Source organism: Kribbella sp. NPDC006257, assembly GCF_040613535.1.
In the GTDB taxonomy this organism is placed as follows: domain Bacteria; phylum Actinomycetota; class Actinomycetes; order Propionibacteriales; family Kribbellaceae; genus Kribbella.
The window spans coordinates 66,217-85,165 of the sequence record NZ_JBEXSJ010000006.1 but is presented as its reverse complement, the minus strand read 5'-3'; the positions used below and the strand labels follow the sequence as shown (position 1 = coordinate 85,165).

At 68.1% G+C, this 18,949-nt stretch carries 17 protein-coding genes; 11 read left to right on the top strand and 6 right to left on the bottom strand.

Annotation, left to right across the window (positions count from 1 at the left end):
• Window positions 1-13: 13 nt before the first annotated feature.
• The 3 genes from ABZ004_RS09650 to ABZ004_RS09640 all read left to right on the top strand — a co-directional run bounded on the left by ABZ004_RS09650 (window position 14) and on the right by ABZ004_RS09640 (window position 3,844).
• On the top strand, window positions 14-337 hold the full coding sequence (locus ABZ004_RS09650; protein WP_355679362.1) for a helix-turn-helix domain-containing protein: 324 nt from the start codon (window positions 14-16) through the stop codon (window positions 335-337).
• A gap of 177 nt (window positions 338-514) precedes the next feature.
• Window positions 515-1,708: a methionine adenosyltransferase gene (gene metK / locus ABZ004_RS09645; RefSeq protein ID WP_355679361.1), complete on the top strand. Its 1,194-nt coding sequence runs from the start codon at window positions 515-517 to the stop codon at window positions 1,706-1,708.
• A 96-nt stretch (window positions 1,709-1,804) separates the two neighbouring features.
• On the top strand, window positions 1,805-3,844 hold the full coding sequence (locus tag ABZ004_RS09640; RefSeq protein WP_355679360.1) for a primosomal protein N': 2,040 nt from the start codon (window positions 1,805-1,807) through the stop codon (window positions 3,842-3,844).
• Here the strand turns inward: ABZ004_RS09640 and ABZ004_RS09635 are convergent, their stop codons facing one another.
• Window positions 3,845-4,840 carry a winged helix-turn-helix domain-containing protein gene (locus tag ABZ004_RS09635; RefSeq protein ID WP_355679359.1) on the bottom strand — a complete coding sequence of 332 codons (996 nt, stop codon included), beginning with the start codon at window positions 4,838-4,840 and terminating at the stop codon, window positions 3,845-3,847.
• Between the two features lie 82 nt (window positions 4,841-4,922).
• Here ABZ004_RS09635 and ABZ004_RS09630 point away from each other — a divergent pair, with 82 nt between their 5' ends.
• Window positions 4,923-6,140, top strand: coding sequence for an MFS transporter (locus ABZ004_RS09630; RefSeq protein WP_355679358.1), 1,218 nt, complete (start codon window positions 4,923-4,925; stop codon window positions 6,138-6,140).
• 22 nt (window positions 6,141-6,162) lie between these two features.
• On the opposite strand, the gene ABZ004_RS09625 is transcribed toward ABZ004_RS09630, so the two are convergent.
• Window positions 6,163-7,515, bottom strand: a complete 1,353-nt coding sequence (locus ABZ004_RS09625; protein ID WP_355679357.1) for an MFS transporter — start codon at window positions 7,513-7,515, stop codon at window positions 6,163-6,165.
• A gap of 98 nt (window positions 7,516-7,613) precedes the next feature.
• Between ABZ004_RS09625 and ABZ004_RS09620 the strand changes: the two genes are divergently transcribed.
• Both ABZ004_RS09620 and ABZ004_RS09615 read left to right on the top strand, forming a co-directional pair.
• Entirely contained in the window at window positions 7,614-8,723 is a 1,110-nt protein-coding gene (locus tag ABZ004_RS09620; RefSeq protein WP_355679356.1) for an AsnC family transcriptional regulator, read from the top strand.
• A gap of 9 nt (window positions 8,724-8,732) precedes the next feature.
• Window positions 8,733-9,356: an HAD family phosphatase gene (locus tag ABZ004_RS09615; protein WP_355679355.1), complete on the top strand. Its 624-nt coding sequence runs from the start codon at window positions 8,733-8,735 to the stop codon at window positions 9,354-9,356.
• 506 nt (window positions 9,357-9,862) lie between these two features.
• Here ABZ004_RS09615 and ABZ004_RS09610 read toward each other — a convergent pair.
• From ABZ004_RS09610 to ABZ004_RS09600, 3 genes are all read right to left on the bottom strand, one after another.
• Window positions 9,863-10,813: a hypothetical protein gene (locus ABZ004_RS09610; RefSeq protein WP_355679354.1), complete on the bottom strand. Its 951-nt coding sequence runs from the start codon at window positions 10,811-10,813 to the stop codon at window positions 9,863-9,865.
• A 52-nt stretch (window positions 10,814-10,865) separates the two neighbouring features.
• A complete protein-coding gene (locus ABZ004_RS09605; protein WP_355679353.1) occupies window positions 10,866-10,994 on the bottom strand; it encodes a hypothetical protein in 129 nt (42 codons plus the stop codon).
• A 258-nt stretch (window positions 10,995-11,252) separates the two neighbouring features.
• On the bottom strand, window positions 11,253-12,557 hold the full coding sequence (locus tag ABZ004_RS09600) for a hypothetical protein (RefSeq protein ID WP_355679352.1): 1,305 nt from the start codon (window positions 12,555-12,557) through the stop codon (window positions 11,253-11,255).
• Window positions 12,558-12,758: 201 nt separating this feature from the next.
• Here ABZ004_RS09600 and def point away from each other — a divergent pair, with 201 nt between their 5' ends.
• Genes def through ABZ004_RS09580 form a run of 4 tightly spaced genes read left to right on the top strand, consistent with a single transcriptional unit; the run spans window position 12,759 to window position 16,639 of the window.
• Entirely contained in the window at window positions 12,759-13,301 is a 543-nt protein-coding gene (gene def / locus ABZ004_RS09595) for a peptide deformylase (protein ID WP_355679351.1), read from the top strand.
• Entirely contained in the window at window positions 13,298-14,227 is a 930-nt protein-coding gene (gene fmt / locus ABZ004_RS09590) for a methionyl-tRNA formyltransferase (protein WP_355679350.1), read from the top strand. Before def ends, fmt begins: the two co-directional genes overlap by 4 nt.
• Window positions 14,224-15,615, top strand: coding sequence for a transcription antitermination factor NusB (locus ABZ004_RS09585; protein WP_355679349.1), 1,392 nt, complete (start codon window positions 14,224-14,226; stop codon window positions 15,613-15,615). Before fmt ends, ABZ004_RS09585 begins: the two co-directional genes overlap by 4 nt.
• A gap of 37 nt (window positions 15,616-15,652) precedes the next feature.
• Window positions 15,653-16,639: a DMT family transporter gene (locus ABZ004_RS09580; RefSeq protein WP_355679348.1), complete on the top strand. Its 987-nt coding sequence runs from the start codon at window positions 15,653-15,655 to the stop codon at window positions 16,637-16,639.
• 10 nt (window positions 16,640-16,649) lie between these two features.
• Here ABZ004_RS09580 and ABZ004_RS09575 read toward each other — a convergent pair whose 3' ends face one another.
• Window positions 16,650-17,624: a DMT family transporter gene (locus ABZ004_RS09575; RefSeq protein ID WP_355679347.1), complete on the bottom strand. Its 975-nt coding sequence runs from the start codon at window positions 17,622-17,624 to the stop codon at window positions 16,650-16,652.
• A gap of 125 nt (window positions 17,625-17,749) precedes the next feature.
• Here ABZ004_RS09575 and ABZ004_RS09570 point away from each other — a divergent pair, with 125 nt between their 5' ends.
• On the top strand, window positions 17,750-18,940 hold the full coding sequence (locus tag ABZ004_RS09570) for a cysteine desulfurase-like protein (protein ID WP_355679346.1): 1,191 nt from the start codon (window positions 17,750-17,752) through the stop codon (window positions 18,938-18,940).
• The last annotated feature ends 9 nt before the right edge of the window (window positions 18,941-18,949 follow it).

Here is an 18,949-nt window from a genome sequence, read left to right as displayed (position 1 = left end):
ACCTGGAGGTGTGATGACCCCGATTCCCGGGCGGCCGGTGCGCGGGTCGCAGAGCGGGCGGCCGATCATGGCCGCGTTCGATCTGCTCGGCCGGCGGTGGGTGCTGCGGATCCTCTGGGAGCTCCGCGACGGTCCGGTCGGATTTCGTGCCCTGCAACAGCAATGCGACGACATCTCGCCGACCGTGCTGAACACGCGCCTGGGTGAATTGCGGGCGGCGGGGCTGATCTGGCAGGACGACGCCAAGGCGCATGCGCTGACCGCGCTCGGCCAGGATCTCCAACGGGCGCTCAAGCCACTGCAGGCCTGGTCGGAGCGGTGGTCAGCACAGACCTGATCTCAGCATCTGGGTGTGAAGTCCGTGATGTGGACGGATTGGGGATGTCGACCTGACCGTTGACCGTGAGCCTGGCATACTGCCCAGGAGCGTCGCTGGAGTCGATGCGAGGTGGGGTAGGCCGCCGATGGTGTGGCCGGTCCGCTCATTTGGAGACCAGAAACCTGAGGGAGAACCGTGGCGAGGCGCCTTTTCACGTCCGAGTCGGTGACGGAAGGTCACCCGGACAAGATCGCTGACCAGATCAGCGACTCCATCCTCGACGCTCTGCTGGCCGAGGATCCGAAGAGCCGCGTCGCGGTGGAGACCCTGGTCACGACCGGCCTGGTGGTCGTGGCCGGCGAGGTCACCACCTCGGCGTACGTGGACATCCCCGGGATCGTGCGCAAGCGGATCCTGGAGATCGGCTACGACTCGTCGCTGAAGGGCTTCGACGGTGCCTCCTGCGGCGTCTCGGTCGCGATCGGCAGCCAGTCGCCGGACATCGCCCAGGGCGTCAACACGGCGTACGAGACCCGCGCGGACTCCTCCGTCGACGAGCTCGACCTGCAGGGCGCCGGCGACCAGGGCCTGATGTTCGGCTACGCGACGAACGAGACCCCGGAGCTGATGCCGCTCCCGATCACCATCGCGCACCGGCTGTCGCAGCGGCTGTCCGAGGTGCGCAAGGACGGCACGATGGCGTACCTGCGTCCCGACGGCAAGACCCAGGTCACGGTCGAGTACGACGGTGACAAGGCGGTCCGGATCGACACCGTGGTGGTCTCCAGCCAGCACGCCGCCGACATCAGCCTCGACTCGATGCTGACCCCGGACGTCAAGAAGCACGTCGTCGACCCGATCCTCGAGCAGTTCGACATCGACTCGGCCGACTACAAGCTGCTGGTGAACCCGACCGGCCGGTTCGAGATCGGCGGCCCGATGGGCGACGCCGGCCTGACCGGTCGCAAGATCATCATCGACACCTACGGCGGCATGGCCCGCCACGGTGGTGGCGCCTTCTCCGGCAAGGACCCGTCGAAGGTGGACCGCTCCGCGGCGTACGCGATGCGCTGGGTGGCGAAGAACATCGTCGCCGCCGGGCTCGCCGCGCGGGTCGAGTGCCAGGTCGCGTACGCGATCGGCAAGGCCAGCCCGGTCGGCTTCTACGTCGACACCTTCGGCACCGAGACGGTCCCGGTCGACAAGATCAGCGACGCCGTCCTCGAGGTCTTCGACCTCCGCCCGGCCGCGATCATCCGCGACCTGGACCTGCTCCGCCCGATCTACACCCAGACGGCCGCGAACGGCCACTTCGGCCGCACCGGCGAAGACTTCACATGGGAACGCACCGACCGAGTAGAAGCCCTCAAGGCCGCTGCCGCCAAGTAGTCCTCACGACTGCCCGCCACCCTTTCCGGGGTGGCGGGCAGTGTGTTGTCCACAGGCCTGCGGGTAAGTGTCGTTGGGCGGGACTAGAGTTCAGCGGTGGCATTGAACGGGGAGTCTCCGGAGCAGTTGACGCTGCTTCGGGAGACTGTTCGCCGGTCGCGGACGAAGGAGCCGGCGGGGATCACGTCCGAGCTGCCGGTGGCGCGGGTGGCGGTGGATGTTTCGTTGCCTCATCTGGATCGGCCTTTTGACTATTTGGTGCCGGATGATCTGGCCGAGGCGGCGCAGCCTGGGGCTCGGGTGAAGGTGCGGTTCGCGGGCAAGGATCTGGACGGGTTCGTGCTGGAGCGGCTGGCGGCGTCGGATCATGACGGGAAGCTGGCTCGGATCCGGAAGGTCGTCTCGCCTGAGCAGGTGCTGACTCCGGAGGTGGCGGAGCTCTGTCGGGACGTCGCCGATCGGTACGCCGGGGTGCTGGCCGACGTGACCCGCCTCGCCGTACCGCCCCGCCATGCGAAGGTCGAAGCCGAGGCGCTGCGGTGCACGTTGCCCCCCAAGCCAGTGGTCTCGTCCTCCGTCTCCGAGTGGGCGCCCTACCCGCAAGCCCCGGGCTTCTTGGAGGCGCTGGGGCGGGCTGAAGGGCCGCGGGCTATCTGGACTGCGGTGGCCGGTGCGGACTGGGCGTTGGCGTTTGCCCAGGCTGCTGCGGTCTGCGCATCGGCTGGGCGTGGTGCGCTGCTGCTGGCGCCCGACGCGCGGGATCTCGAGCGGCTCGCCGCCGCCTGCGCCGCAGTACTGGGGTCTGACGGGTATGTCACCTTGTCGGCCGACCTCGGCCCAACCGCCAGGTATCGCGCGTTCCTCGCCGCACTGCGCGGTTGCACGCGCGTCGTCATCGGCACGCGCGCGGCCGCTTTCGCACCCGTCACCGATCTCGGACTGGTCGCGCTGTGGGACGACGGCGACGACTCGTACGCCGAAGCGCGCGCGCCTTATCCGCATGCGCGCGAAGTGCTTCTCCTGCGGGCGTACCGGCAGAAATGCGCCTTCCTCCTCGGCGGTTTCGCGCGATCGGCCGAGACTGCCGCGTTGCTGGAATCCGGGTGGGCCGGTGAGCTCATCGCGGATCGCCCGGTGATCCGGGCGGCGGCGCCGGCCATTCATATCGCGGGGGAGTCGGATATGGATCTTGCGCGCGATCCCCAGGCTCGGGCGGCGCGGTTGCCGCACCGGGCGTTCGAGATCGCTCGAGAGGGACTTCGGTCCGGTCCGGTGCTCGTCCAGGTTCCGCGGGCCGGGTACCTGCCGAGTTTGGTGTGCCAGACCTGCCGGGCACCATCGAGATGCTCGACGTGTGGGGGGACCTTACGGCGTACGGGGGGATCGGGGCCGGCGAGCTGCAGTGTGTGCGGGCGACCTGCTGCCGACCACCGTTGTCTCGAGTGCGGCGATACCCGGATGCGGGCGGCGATCGTTGGTGCGCGGCGGACCGCGGAGGAGCTGGGGAGAGCGTTCCCCGGCGTTCTCGTCCGCACGTCGGGCGGCGACAACATGCTGGATGCGGTGTCGGACCAGCCGGCGTTGATCGTCACGACGCCGGGCGCGGAACCGGTTGCCGCTGGTGGCTACAGTGCGGCGCTGTTGCTCGACACCTGGTTGTTGCTCGCGCGGCAGGATCTCCGGGCACCGGAGGAAGCTGTTCGCCGGTGGTTCAACGCGGCGGCGCTGGTTCGGCCTGCGAGGGAAGGCGGGACGGTGATCATGGTGGGGGAGCCGTCGGCGACGCCGTTGCAGGCCGTCGTCCGGTGGAGCCCCGAGGGATTCGCGAGCCGCGAGCTGAGCGAACGCCGTACGGCGCGCCTCGCACCCGCCGCCAGGCTCGCCGAACTCACCGGCCCGACCGAAGCCGTCGCCGACCTGGTCAGGGGATTGAAGCTGCTGATGGATCCCCAAGCAGGGTTGGAAGTCCTCGGCCCGGTGGCGCTGGACGACGAGACCAGCCGCGCAGTCGTCCGTACGCCGCGCGCGGCCGGCTCGGCTCTCGCTCGCACGCTCAAGGAAGCCCAAGCCGCGCGCACCACGAAGAAGTCTCCCGGCTCAGTCCGTATCCAAGTAGACCCAGTCCACTTCGGCTGATCAGGCTGTGTCGGCTAGTTGGATGGGGGTTGAGGTGGTGAGGAGCTGGGTGCCTAGTGGGGTGCGGTAGTAGAGGACGGCGCGGCCGTCGCGGCGGGAGTCGACGACGCCGGCTGCGCGGAGGATGCTCAGGTGGACGCTGAGCGTTGGTGCGGAGACGCCGAGTTGGTGCGCCAGATGAGTGGTCGACATCGGCAAATCGAGATGACCCATGATCGCCGCGCGGGTCCGGCCGACCAGATCGGCCAGCGGTGACTCGCTGGCGTCCTGCTGGCTCTCCCACAACCGCCCGAGACCCCGCGGCGGATAGGTGATCGTCGGAACGTGCGGCGCAGCGGTCACCGGCAACGCGGCCGGCCAGGTGAAGACGCACGGCACGAGCAGCAGACCTTGGCCTGGCAGCGGAACGCCGTCGCAACAGTACGGCCGGTCGATCTCGATCCGGTCGCCCCTGAAACGAACCGAAGGATGCAGGTTGCGGAACAGCCGATCGACCCCACCGGCCGCGAGTTCGTCCAGCCGGAAGGCGAGATCCTCCTGCAGCAGAGCCCGCATCCGCCGCCAGTCCGGCTCGATCGTCCGTCGCCAGTAACTGTCCAGCGCGCCCGTGATCCGGTCCAGCGCCTTCGCCGGATCAGCCATCAACTCCGGCAGCATTGGGTGCGGATGTTCGTCGTGCAAGGTGCCGATCTCGCGGACCACCAGGTGATGCGGTGTCGAGGCGATCGCGGCCAGTCCGGACTCGAAGCTTGTCGATCGCCGCGGTGGAGCAGGTGTGATGAAGTCCGGGATGTAGCCGACCGGCGGGATGAGTGCCCTGAGCAACTGAAGGTCGTCGCCGTCGGCGATCGGTGCGATCTTGTGCAGCCACGGGCCGTGCACGCTGCGCGCCGAATTGTTGCTGAGCGCCCGGACACTAGTCGCGGCCTCCCAGACGGGCGAGAACGCGAACCGGATCCGGCTCACGTCGTCCGCACTGAGCCTGAGGGTGATCACCCGAGCACTCTAACCCCCAAATCGTCGATTAGTTGTGTGCCTAATATTCGACAGGTCCTCGCCGGGCGGCGAAGGTAGTCCCATGACCGTTGCCGCGCCGGAGAGCGCTCCCCGCCTGCCCCGGGCCTTCTGGGCACTCTGGGTCTGCCAGCTGGTGAACCGGCTCGGGAGCTTCGTCCAGCCGTTCCTCGTCCTCTACCTGACCCAGGACCGTCACCTGTCGGCCGGTACGGCTGGCGCGGTCGTGGCCGCCGTCGGTGCCGGCTCGGTCATCTCCCAGCTCGTCGGCGGCTGGATCGCGGACCGGTTCGGCCGGCGCCGGACGATGCTGATCGGCTTCCTCGGTACGGCGGCCGCGCTGATCCTGCTCGGTTCGGTGCGCTCGATGGCGATGATCTGGCTGGCCGCGTTCGTGGTCGGCCTGCTCGGCGACATGTTCCGCCCGGCCGTACAAGCGACTGTCGCCGACCTGCTGCAGCCCAAGGAACGCGTCCGCGCATACGGTCTGCTCTTCTGGGCGATCAACCTCGGCTTCTCGGTCTCGACGGTCAGCGCCGGGGTGCTCGCCAGCGTCGGGTACAGCCTGCTGTTCTGGATCAACGCCGGTACGGCGGTTGTCGCCGCGCTGGTGATCTGGCGGATGGTGCCCGAGACGCGGCCGGTGCTCGTCGACGGGCCGCGGCGCCAACTGTTGCCGGTGGCGTTGCGGGATACGACGTTCCTGCTGATGATCCTGCTGCAGATCGGGTACGCGACGATCTATTTCCAGGGTTACTCGACGCTGCCGCTGGTGATGGCGGACGACCACTTGACGAGTTCGACGTACGGGCTGGTGATCGCGTTGAACGGCGTGGTGATCGTCGTGGTGCAGCCGTTCGTCAACAAGCGGCTGGCGACGTTCGACCGGCCGAAGCTGCTCGCGGGGTCGATGCTGATCGTGGGACTCGGGTTCGGGCTGGGTGCGGTGGTGCACAGCTGGTGGGGATATGCGGCGTCGGTGGTGGTGTGGACGATCGGCGAGATCGGTTTCGCGGCGGTGATCGGTGCGATCTTCGCCGATCTGGCGCCGGTGGATCTGCGCGGCGGCTACATGGGCCTGGCCGGCAGCATGTCCTTCGGCCTCGGCTCGGTCATCGGCCCGCTGCTCGGCACCAACACCCTCGAACACGCCGGCCGAACCACCGCCTGGCTCGGCTGCGCAGTCCTGGGCGCCATCCTCTTCGTCGGCCAGCTCGCGCTGGCTCCCGCCCTTCACCGTCGGGCCGAAGCCAACGCGCTGGCCGAAGCCGAGGTCGCCTAACCTCGCCCGCGGCGGTTGCCTGTCATGAAGGCGGCCGCGGCGGTGGTTGCGGCGGTGAGAGCGAGGGCTGCGTAGAGGGCGGTTGTGCTGCGTGGGCTGGTCTCGCGTTGAGGAAGATCGTGCCGAGGAGAGCGATCCCCAGCGTTCCTCCGAGTTGCTGTACTGCGTTCAGCAGGCCGGCCGCCGAGCCCGTCTCGTGCGGCTGCACGCGATGCAGCGCAGCAGTGAAGAACGGTGTCGTGAACAACCCGATCCCTAGCCCACAGACCCCGAGGGCGGCGAACAACTGCCACCCGATCCACGCATTGTTGTACACGGCAACGGTCGCCAGCAGCCCCACGAACACCACCGCGACGCCGCCGAACATCACCCTCGTCCCGTACCGCGGAATCAGCACCGCCCCGGCAACCCACGAGGCGATCCCCGAGGCCGCCGACCACGGCAACAACGTCAGACTGGAACGCAGTACGCCGAGGTGCAGGCCGACCTGCAGCTGCAGCACCACGACCAGCATCAACCCGGTCGTCATCGCGAAGAACAGCGTCGACGTCACCAACGCAGGCGCGAACCCACGATTGCCGAACAGACTCGGCTCGACCAGGATCGCGCGTCCACCCCGCCGCCGGCTGCGCTGTTGCAGCGCGCAGATAGCCAGTACGACGAAGCCCGCCGGTAGGTAGAGCCAGTTCTCCGTCTGGATCAGCGGATCGAGCACGAGAACGGACCCAGCAACCAGGAGAGCGCTCCCCAACAGGTCCAGTCCAGGTCGGTACGGCGAACGGTCTTCCCGCAGCAGGGGAGTGGCAATCAGTACTGCTATGCCGAGCGGCAGGTTCACCGCGAACACCGAACGCCACGAACTGCCGAACAGGTCCGCATGAGTCAGTACGCCGCCGAGCAGTGGCCCGCAGAGGCCGGCCAGCCCCATCACCGGCCCGATGCTGCCGAGCGCCTTCGGCAACTCGGACGCGTCGAACATCGCCCGGATCAGCCCGATCGTCTGCGGGATCACCAACGCGGCGGCCGCTCCTTGGAGCGCTCTCGCGGTGATCAGCACCGAAGGGTTCGGCGCCAGCGCGCAACAGGCAGACGTCAGCAGGAATCCGACGATCCCGATCCGGAACACGCGTTGCCGACCCGCGATGTCGCCGAGACGGCCGCCGGTGATCAGGAGGACCGCGAACGGCAACGTGTACGCCGCGCTGAACCACTGGATGTCCGATTCCTGCCCACCGAGCTCCGAGTGGATCACCGGCGCCGCGACCTGCACGATCGTCGCGTCCAGCAGATTCATCGCCTCGGCAACCAGTAACACCCCCAACGCCATCCATCGCCACTTGTACGCCGTTCGCTGCTCGACAGCTGTGTTCGTCATGTGAAGCAGCTTGCGTATTCGGCGCAGCCGGATTCCACAAAGTCGCCCACGATGATCGATATCTTCCATCGCTGGCGTCTTTGAGCGAGGATTGTCACGTGTTGGACGAGATCGATCGCGGGCTGATTCATGCGTTGCGGGTGGACGGGCGGGCGCCGTTCAGTCGCATCGGAGCCGTGCTCGGGGTGTCGACGCAGACGATCGCGCGACGCTATCGACGACTGACAGCCGAGGCAGGGCTGCGCGTCGTCGGCCTGCCGGATCCGCAACGAGCGGGGCAGACGCAATGGTTGGCCCGGCTGACCGCGACTCCACATGCCGCGCAAGACCTCGCTCAAGCCCTCGCCAGACGCTCCGACACATCCTGGGTCCGCCTCGCCTCCGGTGGAACGGAGATCGTCGCAGTCATCCACACCACCGCGGCCGACGGCAACTCCCTCCTCCTCCACGACATCCCGCGCACAGCCGGCATCACCGCCGTTTCCGCCCACTGCATCCTCCACACCTACCTAGGCGGCCCCACCACCTGGCAAGCCCAAACCGCCGCCCTCACCAAAGACCAGGAGAACGCCCTCCGCGCAGCTTCCGGGCAGGGGACGGGGGCGGGCGCCACCAGCGCGACGACGGATCGCGCCGGAGATGGGGGAGGGCCAGCCGGGGCGGCAGATCGCGACAGTGAGCGGGGGAACTCGTCCGGGCAGGGGCGGACAGCGGTGGATCGCGGGCGGGTGCCGGGGATTCGTGCGGGGGATGGGGAGCTGCTTGCGGGGTTGGGGAGGGATGGGCGGATGAGCCTTGCGGACTTGGCGAAGGTGACCGGGTGGTCGGTGGGGACGGTGGGGCGGCGGCTGGCGGAGTTGCAGGGGAGTGGGGCGATCTTCTTCGATGTCGATGTGGATCCGCCGGTGCTGGGGGCGATGACGGCGGCGATGTTGTGGATGTCCGTGACGCCAGCGCATCTCGATGAGGTCGCTCGGTCGTTGGCTGAGCATGAGGAGCTTGCGTTCGTCGGTGCGACGACAGGGCCGACCAACCTCGCAGTACAGGCGCTTTGCAAGGATCCGGCAGCGTTGCACGAATACCTGACCCACCGGCTGGCGGCGTACGAGTCGATCCATGCCTTGGAGTCCGCTCCCGTACTACGGACGGTCAAGTCGGCCGCGCCGTTCGTGAGCCGCGCCGCGAGCCGTCGTACGGGGGTTTCGTAAGGTTGCCGCATGAGTGAGCAGAGGCTGGATGCGGTCGTGTTCGACATCGGCGGGGTCCTGCTCGACTGGAGCCCCACCTACTTGTACGACGAACTGATCCCGGATCCGGCCGAGCGCGAACACTTCCTGACGCACATCGCGAACGGCGAATGGAACAAGCAGCAGGACGCCGGCCGGAGCTGGTCCGAGGCGGTGGCTGAGCTCTCCTCACTGCACCCCGAGCACGCGGAATGGATCGAGGCGTACGACACGGGCTGGCTGAAGATGGCGAAGGGGATCATCGAGGACACCGCCGAGCTTGTCGTCGAGCTCCGCGAGCTGGGCATCCCGAACTACGCGCTGACGAACTTCTCCGACGAGAAATGGCAGGTGGCAAAGGCGGCGTTCCCGATCCTCGCGGGCTTCGACGGCGAGGTCGTGTCCGGCGCCGAGTTCACCCTCAAGCCGGAGGAGAAGATCTACCGGATCCTGCTGGACCGGTTCGACCTGGATCCGGCCCGCACCTTCTACACCGACGACGTCCAACTCAACGTCGACGGCGCCCGAGCCGTAGGCATCATCGCCGAGCGCTTCACCACCGCCACAACCCTCCGCCAGCAGCTGGTAGCACACGGCCTCCCGCTCACCAGCTGAGCCCGATCCCTAGGCTTCACCGCCGAACAGTTCACCAACGCCGCAACCTCCTCCAGCAGCTAGTAGCGCACCGCCTCCCGCTCACCAGCTGAGCCCCGCGGTTCTCTCCGCGTCCCCCGGAACCGTCGCCGAGGGCGACCTTCGCCTGCTCGGCACGCTGCCCGCCCGCTCCCCGCGCCTCGCCGGCTGGCGCGATGTTCGCCCAGTGGCGCGAAAATAGCCCGTCAGTGGCCGAAGTACTCGCCAGCGGCCGAGACCTGCGGCGCTGATCCTCGCGCGCCTGGTTCCGCGTTACCTGATCCCGGCGGCGGCTGGCGCGATGTTCGCCCGGTGGCGCGAAATAAGCGTGCTAGCGACGGAAGGAGGCGGCAGAGGCTGGATATCTTGTCAGCGGTGGTGAGGGCTGGAGGCCTGGTGATCGACGGGATGGGTGGCGCCGCGGCCGGTGAGGGGCCAGCGCGGCGCGGTTGGGAAGGAGGTCCGCGTCGACGGGTAGAGGGAATTCGTCAGGCGGTGGTTGCTTGGAGGGCTTCGGTGTACTTCGGGCCGGTGCCTAGGTGGGCTGCTTCGACGATGAGGGTGTTCGCCTGGCAGGTCGGGGCGGTCAGGGCGACCTCGGGGGCGGTCGAGTAGATCCGTTGCGGGCGGCCGATCCCGGGTTGCCAGCGCTGGATCTGGAAGGCCTCGGCGCCGTTCGTGACGGTCCGCACCTCCCAGTGGATCCAGTTGCCACAGGCAATGATGGTGCCGGTGACGATCTGGCCGAGTGACTCGGTCGGGCTGTCGGAACCGGAGCGCACATAGGCCTTGCTCTGGTACTGATCGGGATCCGTCGCACTGACCTCCGACCAGACGGTTGCCCCGCGCAACGACGTGCCGCTCCACTGGATGCAGTTCTTCGCGGCTGCGATCGGCCGGGCGGCGCCACCTGAGAGCGGAACCGTGAAGAGCCGCTTGCAACGTTGCGGTGTCGAGGGCGCGGTGATCTCGCTGAACGTGACCGAGTCGGCCGAAACCGCCGGGTCGGCGACATAGCCGGGGTCGGCCACGCAGGTGACATTGCGGGATTTGAGCGACGCGAGTTCGGCGATGATCAGGCAGGACCGCTTGCGGCTGTCGGTCGAGCTGTAGGCGAACACCCCGTCGTACGCGCCGATCTCCGGCTCAGAGATCGGCGGGAGCGCTCTCTGTCTCGCGAGATCGGTTCGCGCGCCGGTGGCGAGGTCGTAGCGGTAGACGCGGATCTCCGGCGACGGCCCGTCCGAGCGGATCTCCTCGACCAGCGCCCAGTTGCCGTCGATCACCACCGGCGACTGAGCGACGAACCCGGCCGGCGGAACATGCCGTACGACGGCGCGCTTGCTGGTGCGATCGGTGATGGTCGTCGTCCCCGCCTCGTCGCTGCCCCGCGTCACCAGGTACTGCGGCAGCGCCGTCACCACATGCTGCCCATCCACCGGTTGCCTCAGTAACTTCGTCCAGGCCGGTGGCCCACCCGGCTTCCCCGAACTACCGGGCGGCGTCGAAGGCGTCGACCCGGGCGTGCTGGACGGCGGCCCGCTCGGCGGCTGCTGATTGCTCGGCGACGAGGACACCGATGGGCTCGGCGGGGGAGCGCTCTCCGGTGACGAGGAGCATGAGCTGACCAGCAATCCGAGCGAGACAAGGCCAGCGGCGAGACCCGGGACCCGCCGCAAGCGAGGAGCGGCGACACGACCCGCGGCGTCGGTGGTGCGAGGCGAGACGCGGGTCGCGGTGTCGGTGGTGCGAGGCGAGACGCGGGTCGCGGTGTCGGTGGTGCCGGGGGAGGCGCGGGTTGCGGCGTTGGTGGTGCTGGGCGAGAGGTGGGGTGCGGCGTACGTGGTACTGGAGGGGGTTTTGTTCGGGTGCACTTGGTTAGAGGCCGATGTTCTTGAAGGAGTTGGCGAGGGTGGCGTTGAGCATGGCGGAGGCGGGGATGTTCTTCGGGCCGTTGGTGGTGTTGCCGCGGCTGTTGAAGCGGCGTTCGTTGAAGACCTCGAAGATGCCGATCGTGCCCTTGTTCATGTCGTAGCCGCGGCCGACCTGGTAGTGCCCGCTGTGGTTGAAGGCAAGGTACGGGAAGTAGCGCTTCAGCAGCTGGACGTGCTCGATCACCGGCGCCGGCGCGGCGTCACCGAGGTGCCGCTGGTGGACGGCGAGGAACTTCTGCGCGGTCCAGCCCTTGACGCTCTGCACGATGTACGTGCCGGCCGCGAGGTCCCACTTCGTCTTCAGGTTGGTCTGCTCGACCATCGCCGAGATCCCGGTCCCCGAGGTGGTCGAACCGAGGTCCTTCGCCCACGACGCCTGGGTGTCCTTCTGCTGGTCGTCGGCCCAGTCGATCGACTGGAACGTCGCCGGGCCACACCAGTAGCCCTTGTCCTGCGAGGTCTGGTAGCCGTTCATGATGTACGCCGAACTCGGCAACGGCTTCGGCGCAGTCGGACTCGCCGGACCCGAAGGCGTCGAGCGAGTCGGCGTCGGCCCGGTCGTGGTCGGCGGTGCGGTCGGGGTGGCCGGAATGGTCGGCGGAGTCGCGGTCGTCGCCGAAGGAGCATCGAACAGGCGCAAAGCACGAGCCTTGTCCCGCCCGTCCCACGCGGTCTGCATCTCGTCGAGCTCGGCCGCGATTCTCAGTCCCTTCGGCATGGCAGCGCGCTGCGAGACGAACGCCACAGGGGACTGGTCGCCGGTGTCGATGTCCTGCTCGACTCCCACTTCCTCAGCTACCTCAGGAGACGTCACCGCAGCGCTGATCTGCGCACCCGTCGGAATCTGGTCGACGAACCCCAGCCCGAGGCAGTAATTCTCTTCCTCGAGCTTGAAGCAGCGCATCACCTGCGCCGCCTGCTCGGCGGTGCTGACCCGAAGCATCGGGTCGCTCGGCGAGGTCTGCTCGACCTGCTGCGCCAGCTCGCTCCACGAATGCGCGACCGGCGGGTACTTGTCATCGACCGAGGTCGGCTGCGGGTCCGGCGGGACCGAGGGCGTTGACGTCGGCACAACGGTCGGTACTGCGGTAGGTGCCGAGGTCGGCGCCGTCGACGGATCCGGCGGGCTCACGACCGGAGCGGAGCGGTAGCCGGGATCGTTCGGTTGATACGCGGCAGCCAGCGGCGCCTGCGCGAGCAGAGCGCCGAGGAGGATCAGTGCTGCTGCCCCCCGTGTCGCTGTGGGCATGGTGGTCTCCCGTTGGGCGTGTGTGACTGTTGTGACTGTAGGTACGCCTGAGAACACAGTACGTGCTCACAGCAACAATCAACACCCCCATCAACCTCACCACCCCCACCCACCCCGCCGAGCACTCACCTCACTCTCGTAGCAGCCAACAGCGCACTAGACTGTCTCGGTCCCCCTGTCTGTGACTGCCGTGGAGTCTGTGTGTCGGTCCAACCCATCCGTCTGTTCGGCGATCCCGTGCTGCTCACCAAGGCCGACCCGGTCGTCGACTTCGACGCCGAGCTGCGCCGCTTGGTCGCCGACCTCACCGACACCATGCAGGCCGCGCCCGGCTCCGGCCTCGCCGCGCCGCAGATCGGCGTCGGCCTGCGCGTCTTCACGTACTTCGTGGAAGGCGAGCTCGGCCACCTCGTGAACCCCGAACTCACCCTCTCCACCGAGGACCAGTTCGGCCCCGAAGGCTGCCTCTCGATCCCCGGCCTGACCTTCGACTGCAAGCGGGCGCTGACGGTGATCGCCAAGGGCTTCAACATGTACGGCGACCCGGTGGTGATCGAAGGATCCGACCTGCTCGCCCGTTGCATCCAGCACGAGACCGACCACCTCGACGGCGTCCTGTTCGTCGACCGGCTCGACACCGTCACCCGCAAGGCCGCGATGAAGGCGATCCGCGAGGCCGAGTGGTTCGGTGCGCCGCCGCAGCTCAAGGTCTCGCCGCACCCCACGAACGGATTCGGTCTGTGAGAGTCGTCTTCGCCGGCACCCCCGAGGTGTCCGTCACCGCACTGAAGGCCATCGTTGCCAGCAGCCACGAACTGGTCGCCGTCGTGACCCGGCCCGATGCGCCGGCCGGTCGCGGCCGCAAGCTGGTCGCGTCCCCGGTCGCGCAGTACGCCGAGGAGCTCGGCGGCATCGAGATCCTCAAGCCGGTCAAGCCGAGCGACCCCGCGTTCCTCGCCCGGCTGACGGAGATCGCGCCGGACTGCTGCCCGGTCGTCGCGTACGGCGGGTTGCTGCCGCAGGCCGCGCTCGACATCCCGCCGCATGGCTGGATCAACCTGCACTTCTCCGTGCTGCCCGCCTGGCGCGGTGCCGCGCCGGTGCAGCAGTCGATCATCTCCGGCGACGACGTCACCGGCGCGAGCACGTTCCGGATCGTCAAGGCCCTCGACGCAGGACCCGTGTACGGCGTACTCACCGAACGCATCGGCCCGAAGGACACCGCCGGCGACCTGCTCACCCGGCTGTCCATCTCCGGCGCGAAGCTGCTGGTCGACACCCTCGACGGCATCGAAGCCGGCGTGCTCGAAGCCCGCGAACAACCGGCCGACGGCATCACCCTCGCGCCGAAGCTCACCGTCGAGGACGCCGAACTCGATCTGAAGGCGCCCGCACAGCGCGTCGACCGTCTCGTCCGCGGCTGCAACCCGTCACCGGGTGCGTGGACGACCTTCCGCGGCGAGCGTCTCAAGGTGCTCCAGGTCAACCTCACTGACGAGGAGCTGAAGCCGGGCGAGATCCAGGCCACCAAGTCCTCGGTGCTGGTCGGCACCGGCAGCAAGGCGCTCGAGCTGGTCACCGTCCAGCCGCAGGGCAAGAAACCCATGGCTGCCCCCGACTGGGCGCGCGGCGTACGGATCGTCGATGAAGATCGTCTGGGCTCCGAGTGAGCGACCGCACTCCCCGCAACCGCGCGCCGCAACGCCGTCCGGACCAGGTCCGCCAGCTCGCCTACAAGGTGATCCGGCAGGTCACCTCCCAGGACGGCTACGCGAACCTCGTCCTCAACAAGGCTCTCCGCGACCAGCGGATGAGGGGCCGCGACGCCGCGTTCTGCACCGAACTCGTGCACGGCACGCTGCGCTGGCAGGGCACGTACGACGCGGTGCTCGCGCGCTGCGTATCCCGTCCACTCCCCGAGTTGGATGCGAACCTGCTCGACCTGCTCCGACTCGGCACGCACCAGCTGCTCCGGATGCGCGTCGACTCCTACGCGGCCGTCAACGAGATGGTCACCCTGACCCGCGCCGAGGCCGGCCAGAGCCGCAGCGGCCTGGTCAACGCCGTACTGCGGAAGGTCAGCCAGCGCACGCTCGACCAGTGGATCACCACGATCGCGCCGAAGCCGGAAGACGACGAGTACGGCTATCTCGCGATCGCCAAGGCGCATCCGCGCTGGGTCATCGAGGCCTTCGACGACGCACTGGGTGTCCGTGGGCTCGACCGGGAGCTGGTGGACCTCCTCGACGCCGACAACGATCCGCCTCGCGTGACGCTGGTTGCCCGTCCGGGGCTTGCGGAGCTGGACGAACTGGTGGAGGCGGGAGCAACGCGCGCCCGCTGGTCGCAGTACGGAGCAGTGTTGCTGGGCGGTGGTGATCCGGGACGGATCGGAGCCGTCGCGACCGGGCGTGCTGGAGTGCAGGACGAGGGGTCTCAGCTAGTTGCTACCGCACTGGCTACTGCGCAAGTAGAAGGCGACGACGCTCGCTGGCTCGACCTGTGCGCGGGCCCTGGTGGCAAGTCGGCGCTACTGGCCGCACTGGCGAATCAGAAGGAAGCACTGCTCACCGCTGTCGAGCCCCTGGAACATAGGGCCGAGCTGGTGCGCTCCAACCTGCGGGCGATTCCTGGTGATCACCAGGTGATTGTCGGCGACGGTACGAAGCCCACGTGGGATGCCGGCTCGTACGACCGGGTGCTGGCCGACGTACCGTGCAGTGGGCTCGGAGCACTACGCCGTCGCCCGGAAGCACGCTGGCGTCGTACGCCGGAAGACGTCGCCGAGCTGCAGCCGTTGCAGCAGGCTCTGCTGTCGTCGGCGATCGACTCGGTGCGTCCTGGTGGAGTAGTGGCGTACGTGACCTGCTCGCCGCACTACGGGGAGACCCGGGCAGTGGTGGACGCAGTACTGGACAGCCGGAGTGATGCCGAGGTCGAGGACGCACGGGAGTTGTTCCCCGGAGTGCCCTCGCTCGGCGGTGGGCCGGACGTGCAGCTCTGGCCGCACCTGCACGGCACGGATGCGATGTACCTGGCGCTCATCCGTCGGACCTGATGTCAGGTGTGTGGCGGCGAACGGTCATGATAGAGGTGTGACAACGACCGCCACTCGCCCTGCCCGTAGTACGCAACAGAGCCAGCTCGTCGGGCTCACGGCTTCGTTCGGCATCGGCATGCTGGTCGCGATCCAGTCCCGGATCAACGGCGACCTCGGCAAGCGACTTGGCGATGGCGTACCGGCTGCGCTGGTCTCGTTCGGCTCAGGGCTGGTGATCCTGCTCGTGATCGCCGTGGTGATCCCGCGGATCCGTACGTCCTTCGGCAACGTGTGGCGAACGATCAGAACCAGTAGTGGCGAGCTCCGGTGGTGGCAGTGCATCGGGGGAGTGGCCGGTGCTTTCCTGGTGGCTACCCAGTCGATCACTGTGTCGGTGATCGGTGTAGCTGTGTTCACCGTCGCTGTAGTCGCAGGGCAGGCGGTGAGCAGCCTGGTAGTCGACCGGCTCGGCTTCGGCCCCGCTGGACCCCAGCCGTACACGCCGCTGCGAGTGTTCGGTGCTGTCCTCGCGCTAGTCGCCGTAGTGCTTGCAGTGTCGGACCGGTTGAACCACCCGTCCGGCCTGCTGATCGCAGTACTGCCCGCACTCGCCGGGATCGGTACTGCTGTGCAGCAGGCAATCAACGGCCGGGTAGCCCGGACAGCGTCAACGGATGCCTACGGTGCACTCGCTGCCGGACTCATCAACTTCGTCACCGGCGCGATCGCGCTCACGGTGGTCTTCGCGATCGACCTGCTGGTTCGCGGCGTACCGAACAGCCTGCCGACCGAACCCTGGCTGTACTTCGGTGGCGCGTGCGGCGTGATCTTCATCAGCTCGGCCGCCGCCGTCGTCCGGGTGGTCGGCGTCTTCCTGCTCGGCCTCGGAACAATCGCCGGGCAGCTGATCGCCAGCCTCGTGATCGACATCTTCGTGCCCGCAACCGACCAGGCAGTCACGTTCCCGGTCGTCGCCGGAACCCTGCTCGCCCTGGTTGCCGTGGTGGTCGCCGCACTCCCCAACCTCAGGCGCGCCGGCTGATACTGGCCGATCACGGTACTGCGGCTGTCGTCGGTTCGGCCGGGATTTTCGGCTTGCGGCCCCATCGGGCAGCGCGCAGGACCCCTTGGGACACGGCGACTCCGAACAGCACGATCAGCGCGCCGACCGGCTGGTACCAGGTGAGGTGCTCGTGCAGCACCAGTACGCCGACGATGATGGCGAAGATCGGCATGATGTAGGTGACCATCGAGGTCATGCTGGCGCCGACCAGCCGGATCACCCGCAGATTCAGGACGAACGCGATGCCGCTGCCGAGAGCACCGAGAGCGATGACGCTGGCGACCACCTTGAGCGAGAGGTTCCACGGCATCGGCGGGGCATGACCGGCCACGATCGGCGCGACGACAGCGAGCTGGACGGTTGCGCAGAGCAACAAGCTCGCCGACAGCGCAGTACCGGACAATTTGCTGCCGGCGATGAAACGCTTCTGGTAGGGAATGGCCACGCCGTACGAGCAGGCGGCGGCCATGCAGAGCAGCTGGCCGGTGAGATCGGAGCCACCGTGCAACTGCCAGGCACCCAGTACGACGAGCATGCCGGCGAATCCGAGCAGCAGCCCGATCACGCGCTGGGCGTTGAACCTCTCGGTCCGGAAGACGAGCACCGCGATCGGCAGGACGACGAGTGGGGTGATGCCGTTCCAGATGCCGGCCAGCAGCGACGGGACCCGCTGTTCGCCGTACCCGAAGAGGGTCCAGGGCACCGCGGAGCCGATCGCGCCGAGCACGAAGGTGTGCGCCCAGATCCGCGGCTCGCGCGGCAGCGACTGGCGCTTGAGGGCGAGGATGACGAGCAGCACGGCCGAGCCGGCCAGCACCCGGCCGAGCGCGAGGTACGCCGGATGCAGCTCGCGGACTCCGACGGAGATGAACAGGAAGCTGCAACCCCAGATCGCGGCCAGCAGCAGCATGGTCGGTAGCCAGGCGCGGAGGGGTGGCATGTCAGGAGTCGTCTGGGTGCTCACTCCTGACATCTTGCAGTACATCGCCGACGATTTCTTCTTTCTGCCCGCAATTGGGCAGTGGATCGCAGCTGCGAACACGCAGACAGCCCTGGTCGCAGGCTCAGGAGTTGGGGAGGATGAGCGGCATGGCCGGCTTCGAGGTGGATACAGTCCGCAAGCAGTTCCCCGCGCTGAACGAGGGGGCCGCGCATTTCGACGGCCCGGGAGGGTCGCAGACACCGCAGGTGGTCGCGGACGCGGTCGCCTCGACGATGGTCTCCGCGCTGGCGAACCGCGGCCGGCTGACCCCGGCCGAGCGCCGGGCGGACGACATCGTGCTCGGCGCCCGGCAGGCGATGGCGGATCTGCTCGGGACCGATCCGGGCGGCATCGTCTTCGGCCGGAGCATGACGCAGCTGACCTACGACTTCGCCCGGACGCTCGCCAAGAACTGGGGTCCGGGCGACGAGATCGTCGTGACCCGGCTCGATCACGACGCGAACATCCGGCCCTGGGTCCAGGCCGCCGAAGCGGTCGGCGCCACGGTGCGGTGGCTGGCCTTCGACCCGGCGACCTCCGAGCTCGACGATCTCGGGCCACTGCTGTCGGATCGCACCCGGCTCGTCGCCGTCACCGGCGCCTCCAACCTGCTCGGCACCCGTCCTGACACACAGGCCATCGCGGAACAGGTGCACGCGGCCGGTGCACTCGTCTATGTCGATGGTGTGCACCTGACTGCCCACGCTCCAGTGGATGCGTCGTTCGCCGACTTCTACGTCTGTTCGCCGTACAAGTTCTTCGGGCCGCATTGCGGTGTGCTCTCGGCGTCGCCCGCGCTGCTGAACGAACTGAAGCCTGACAAGTTGCTTCCAGCAACAAACGTCGTACCGGAGCGGTTCGAGTTCGGCACCTTGCCCTATGAGTTGCTGGCTGGAACCACTGCCGCCGTGGACTTCCTGGCCGGGCTCGGCGGAACAGGAGAGAGTCGGAGAGAGCGTTTGCTGAGTTCTCTGATGTTGCTGGAGATCCACGAGGACGTGTTGCGCGCCGAGTTGGAAGCGCGACTGGCCGACCTCGACGGCATCACGCTCTACGGCCATGCGCAACGCCGTACGCCGACGTTGCTCTTCTCCGTCGCCGGTCACGAGTCCCGGGATGTCGCAGCGAGCCTCGCCCAGATCGGCGTCAACGCTCCGGCCGGTTCGTTCTACGCCCTCGAAGCCTCACGGCATCTCGGCCTCGGCGACACCGGCGCGGTGCGAGCCGGCCTCGCGCCGTACACGAACCAATCCGACATCGACCGGCTGATCGAAGGCGTCACGCGCTTGATCCCATAGACCCTTGAG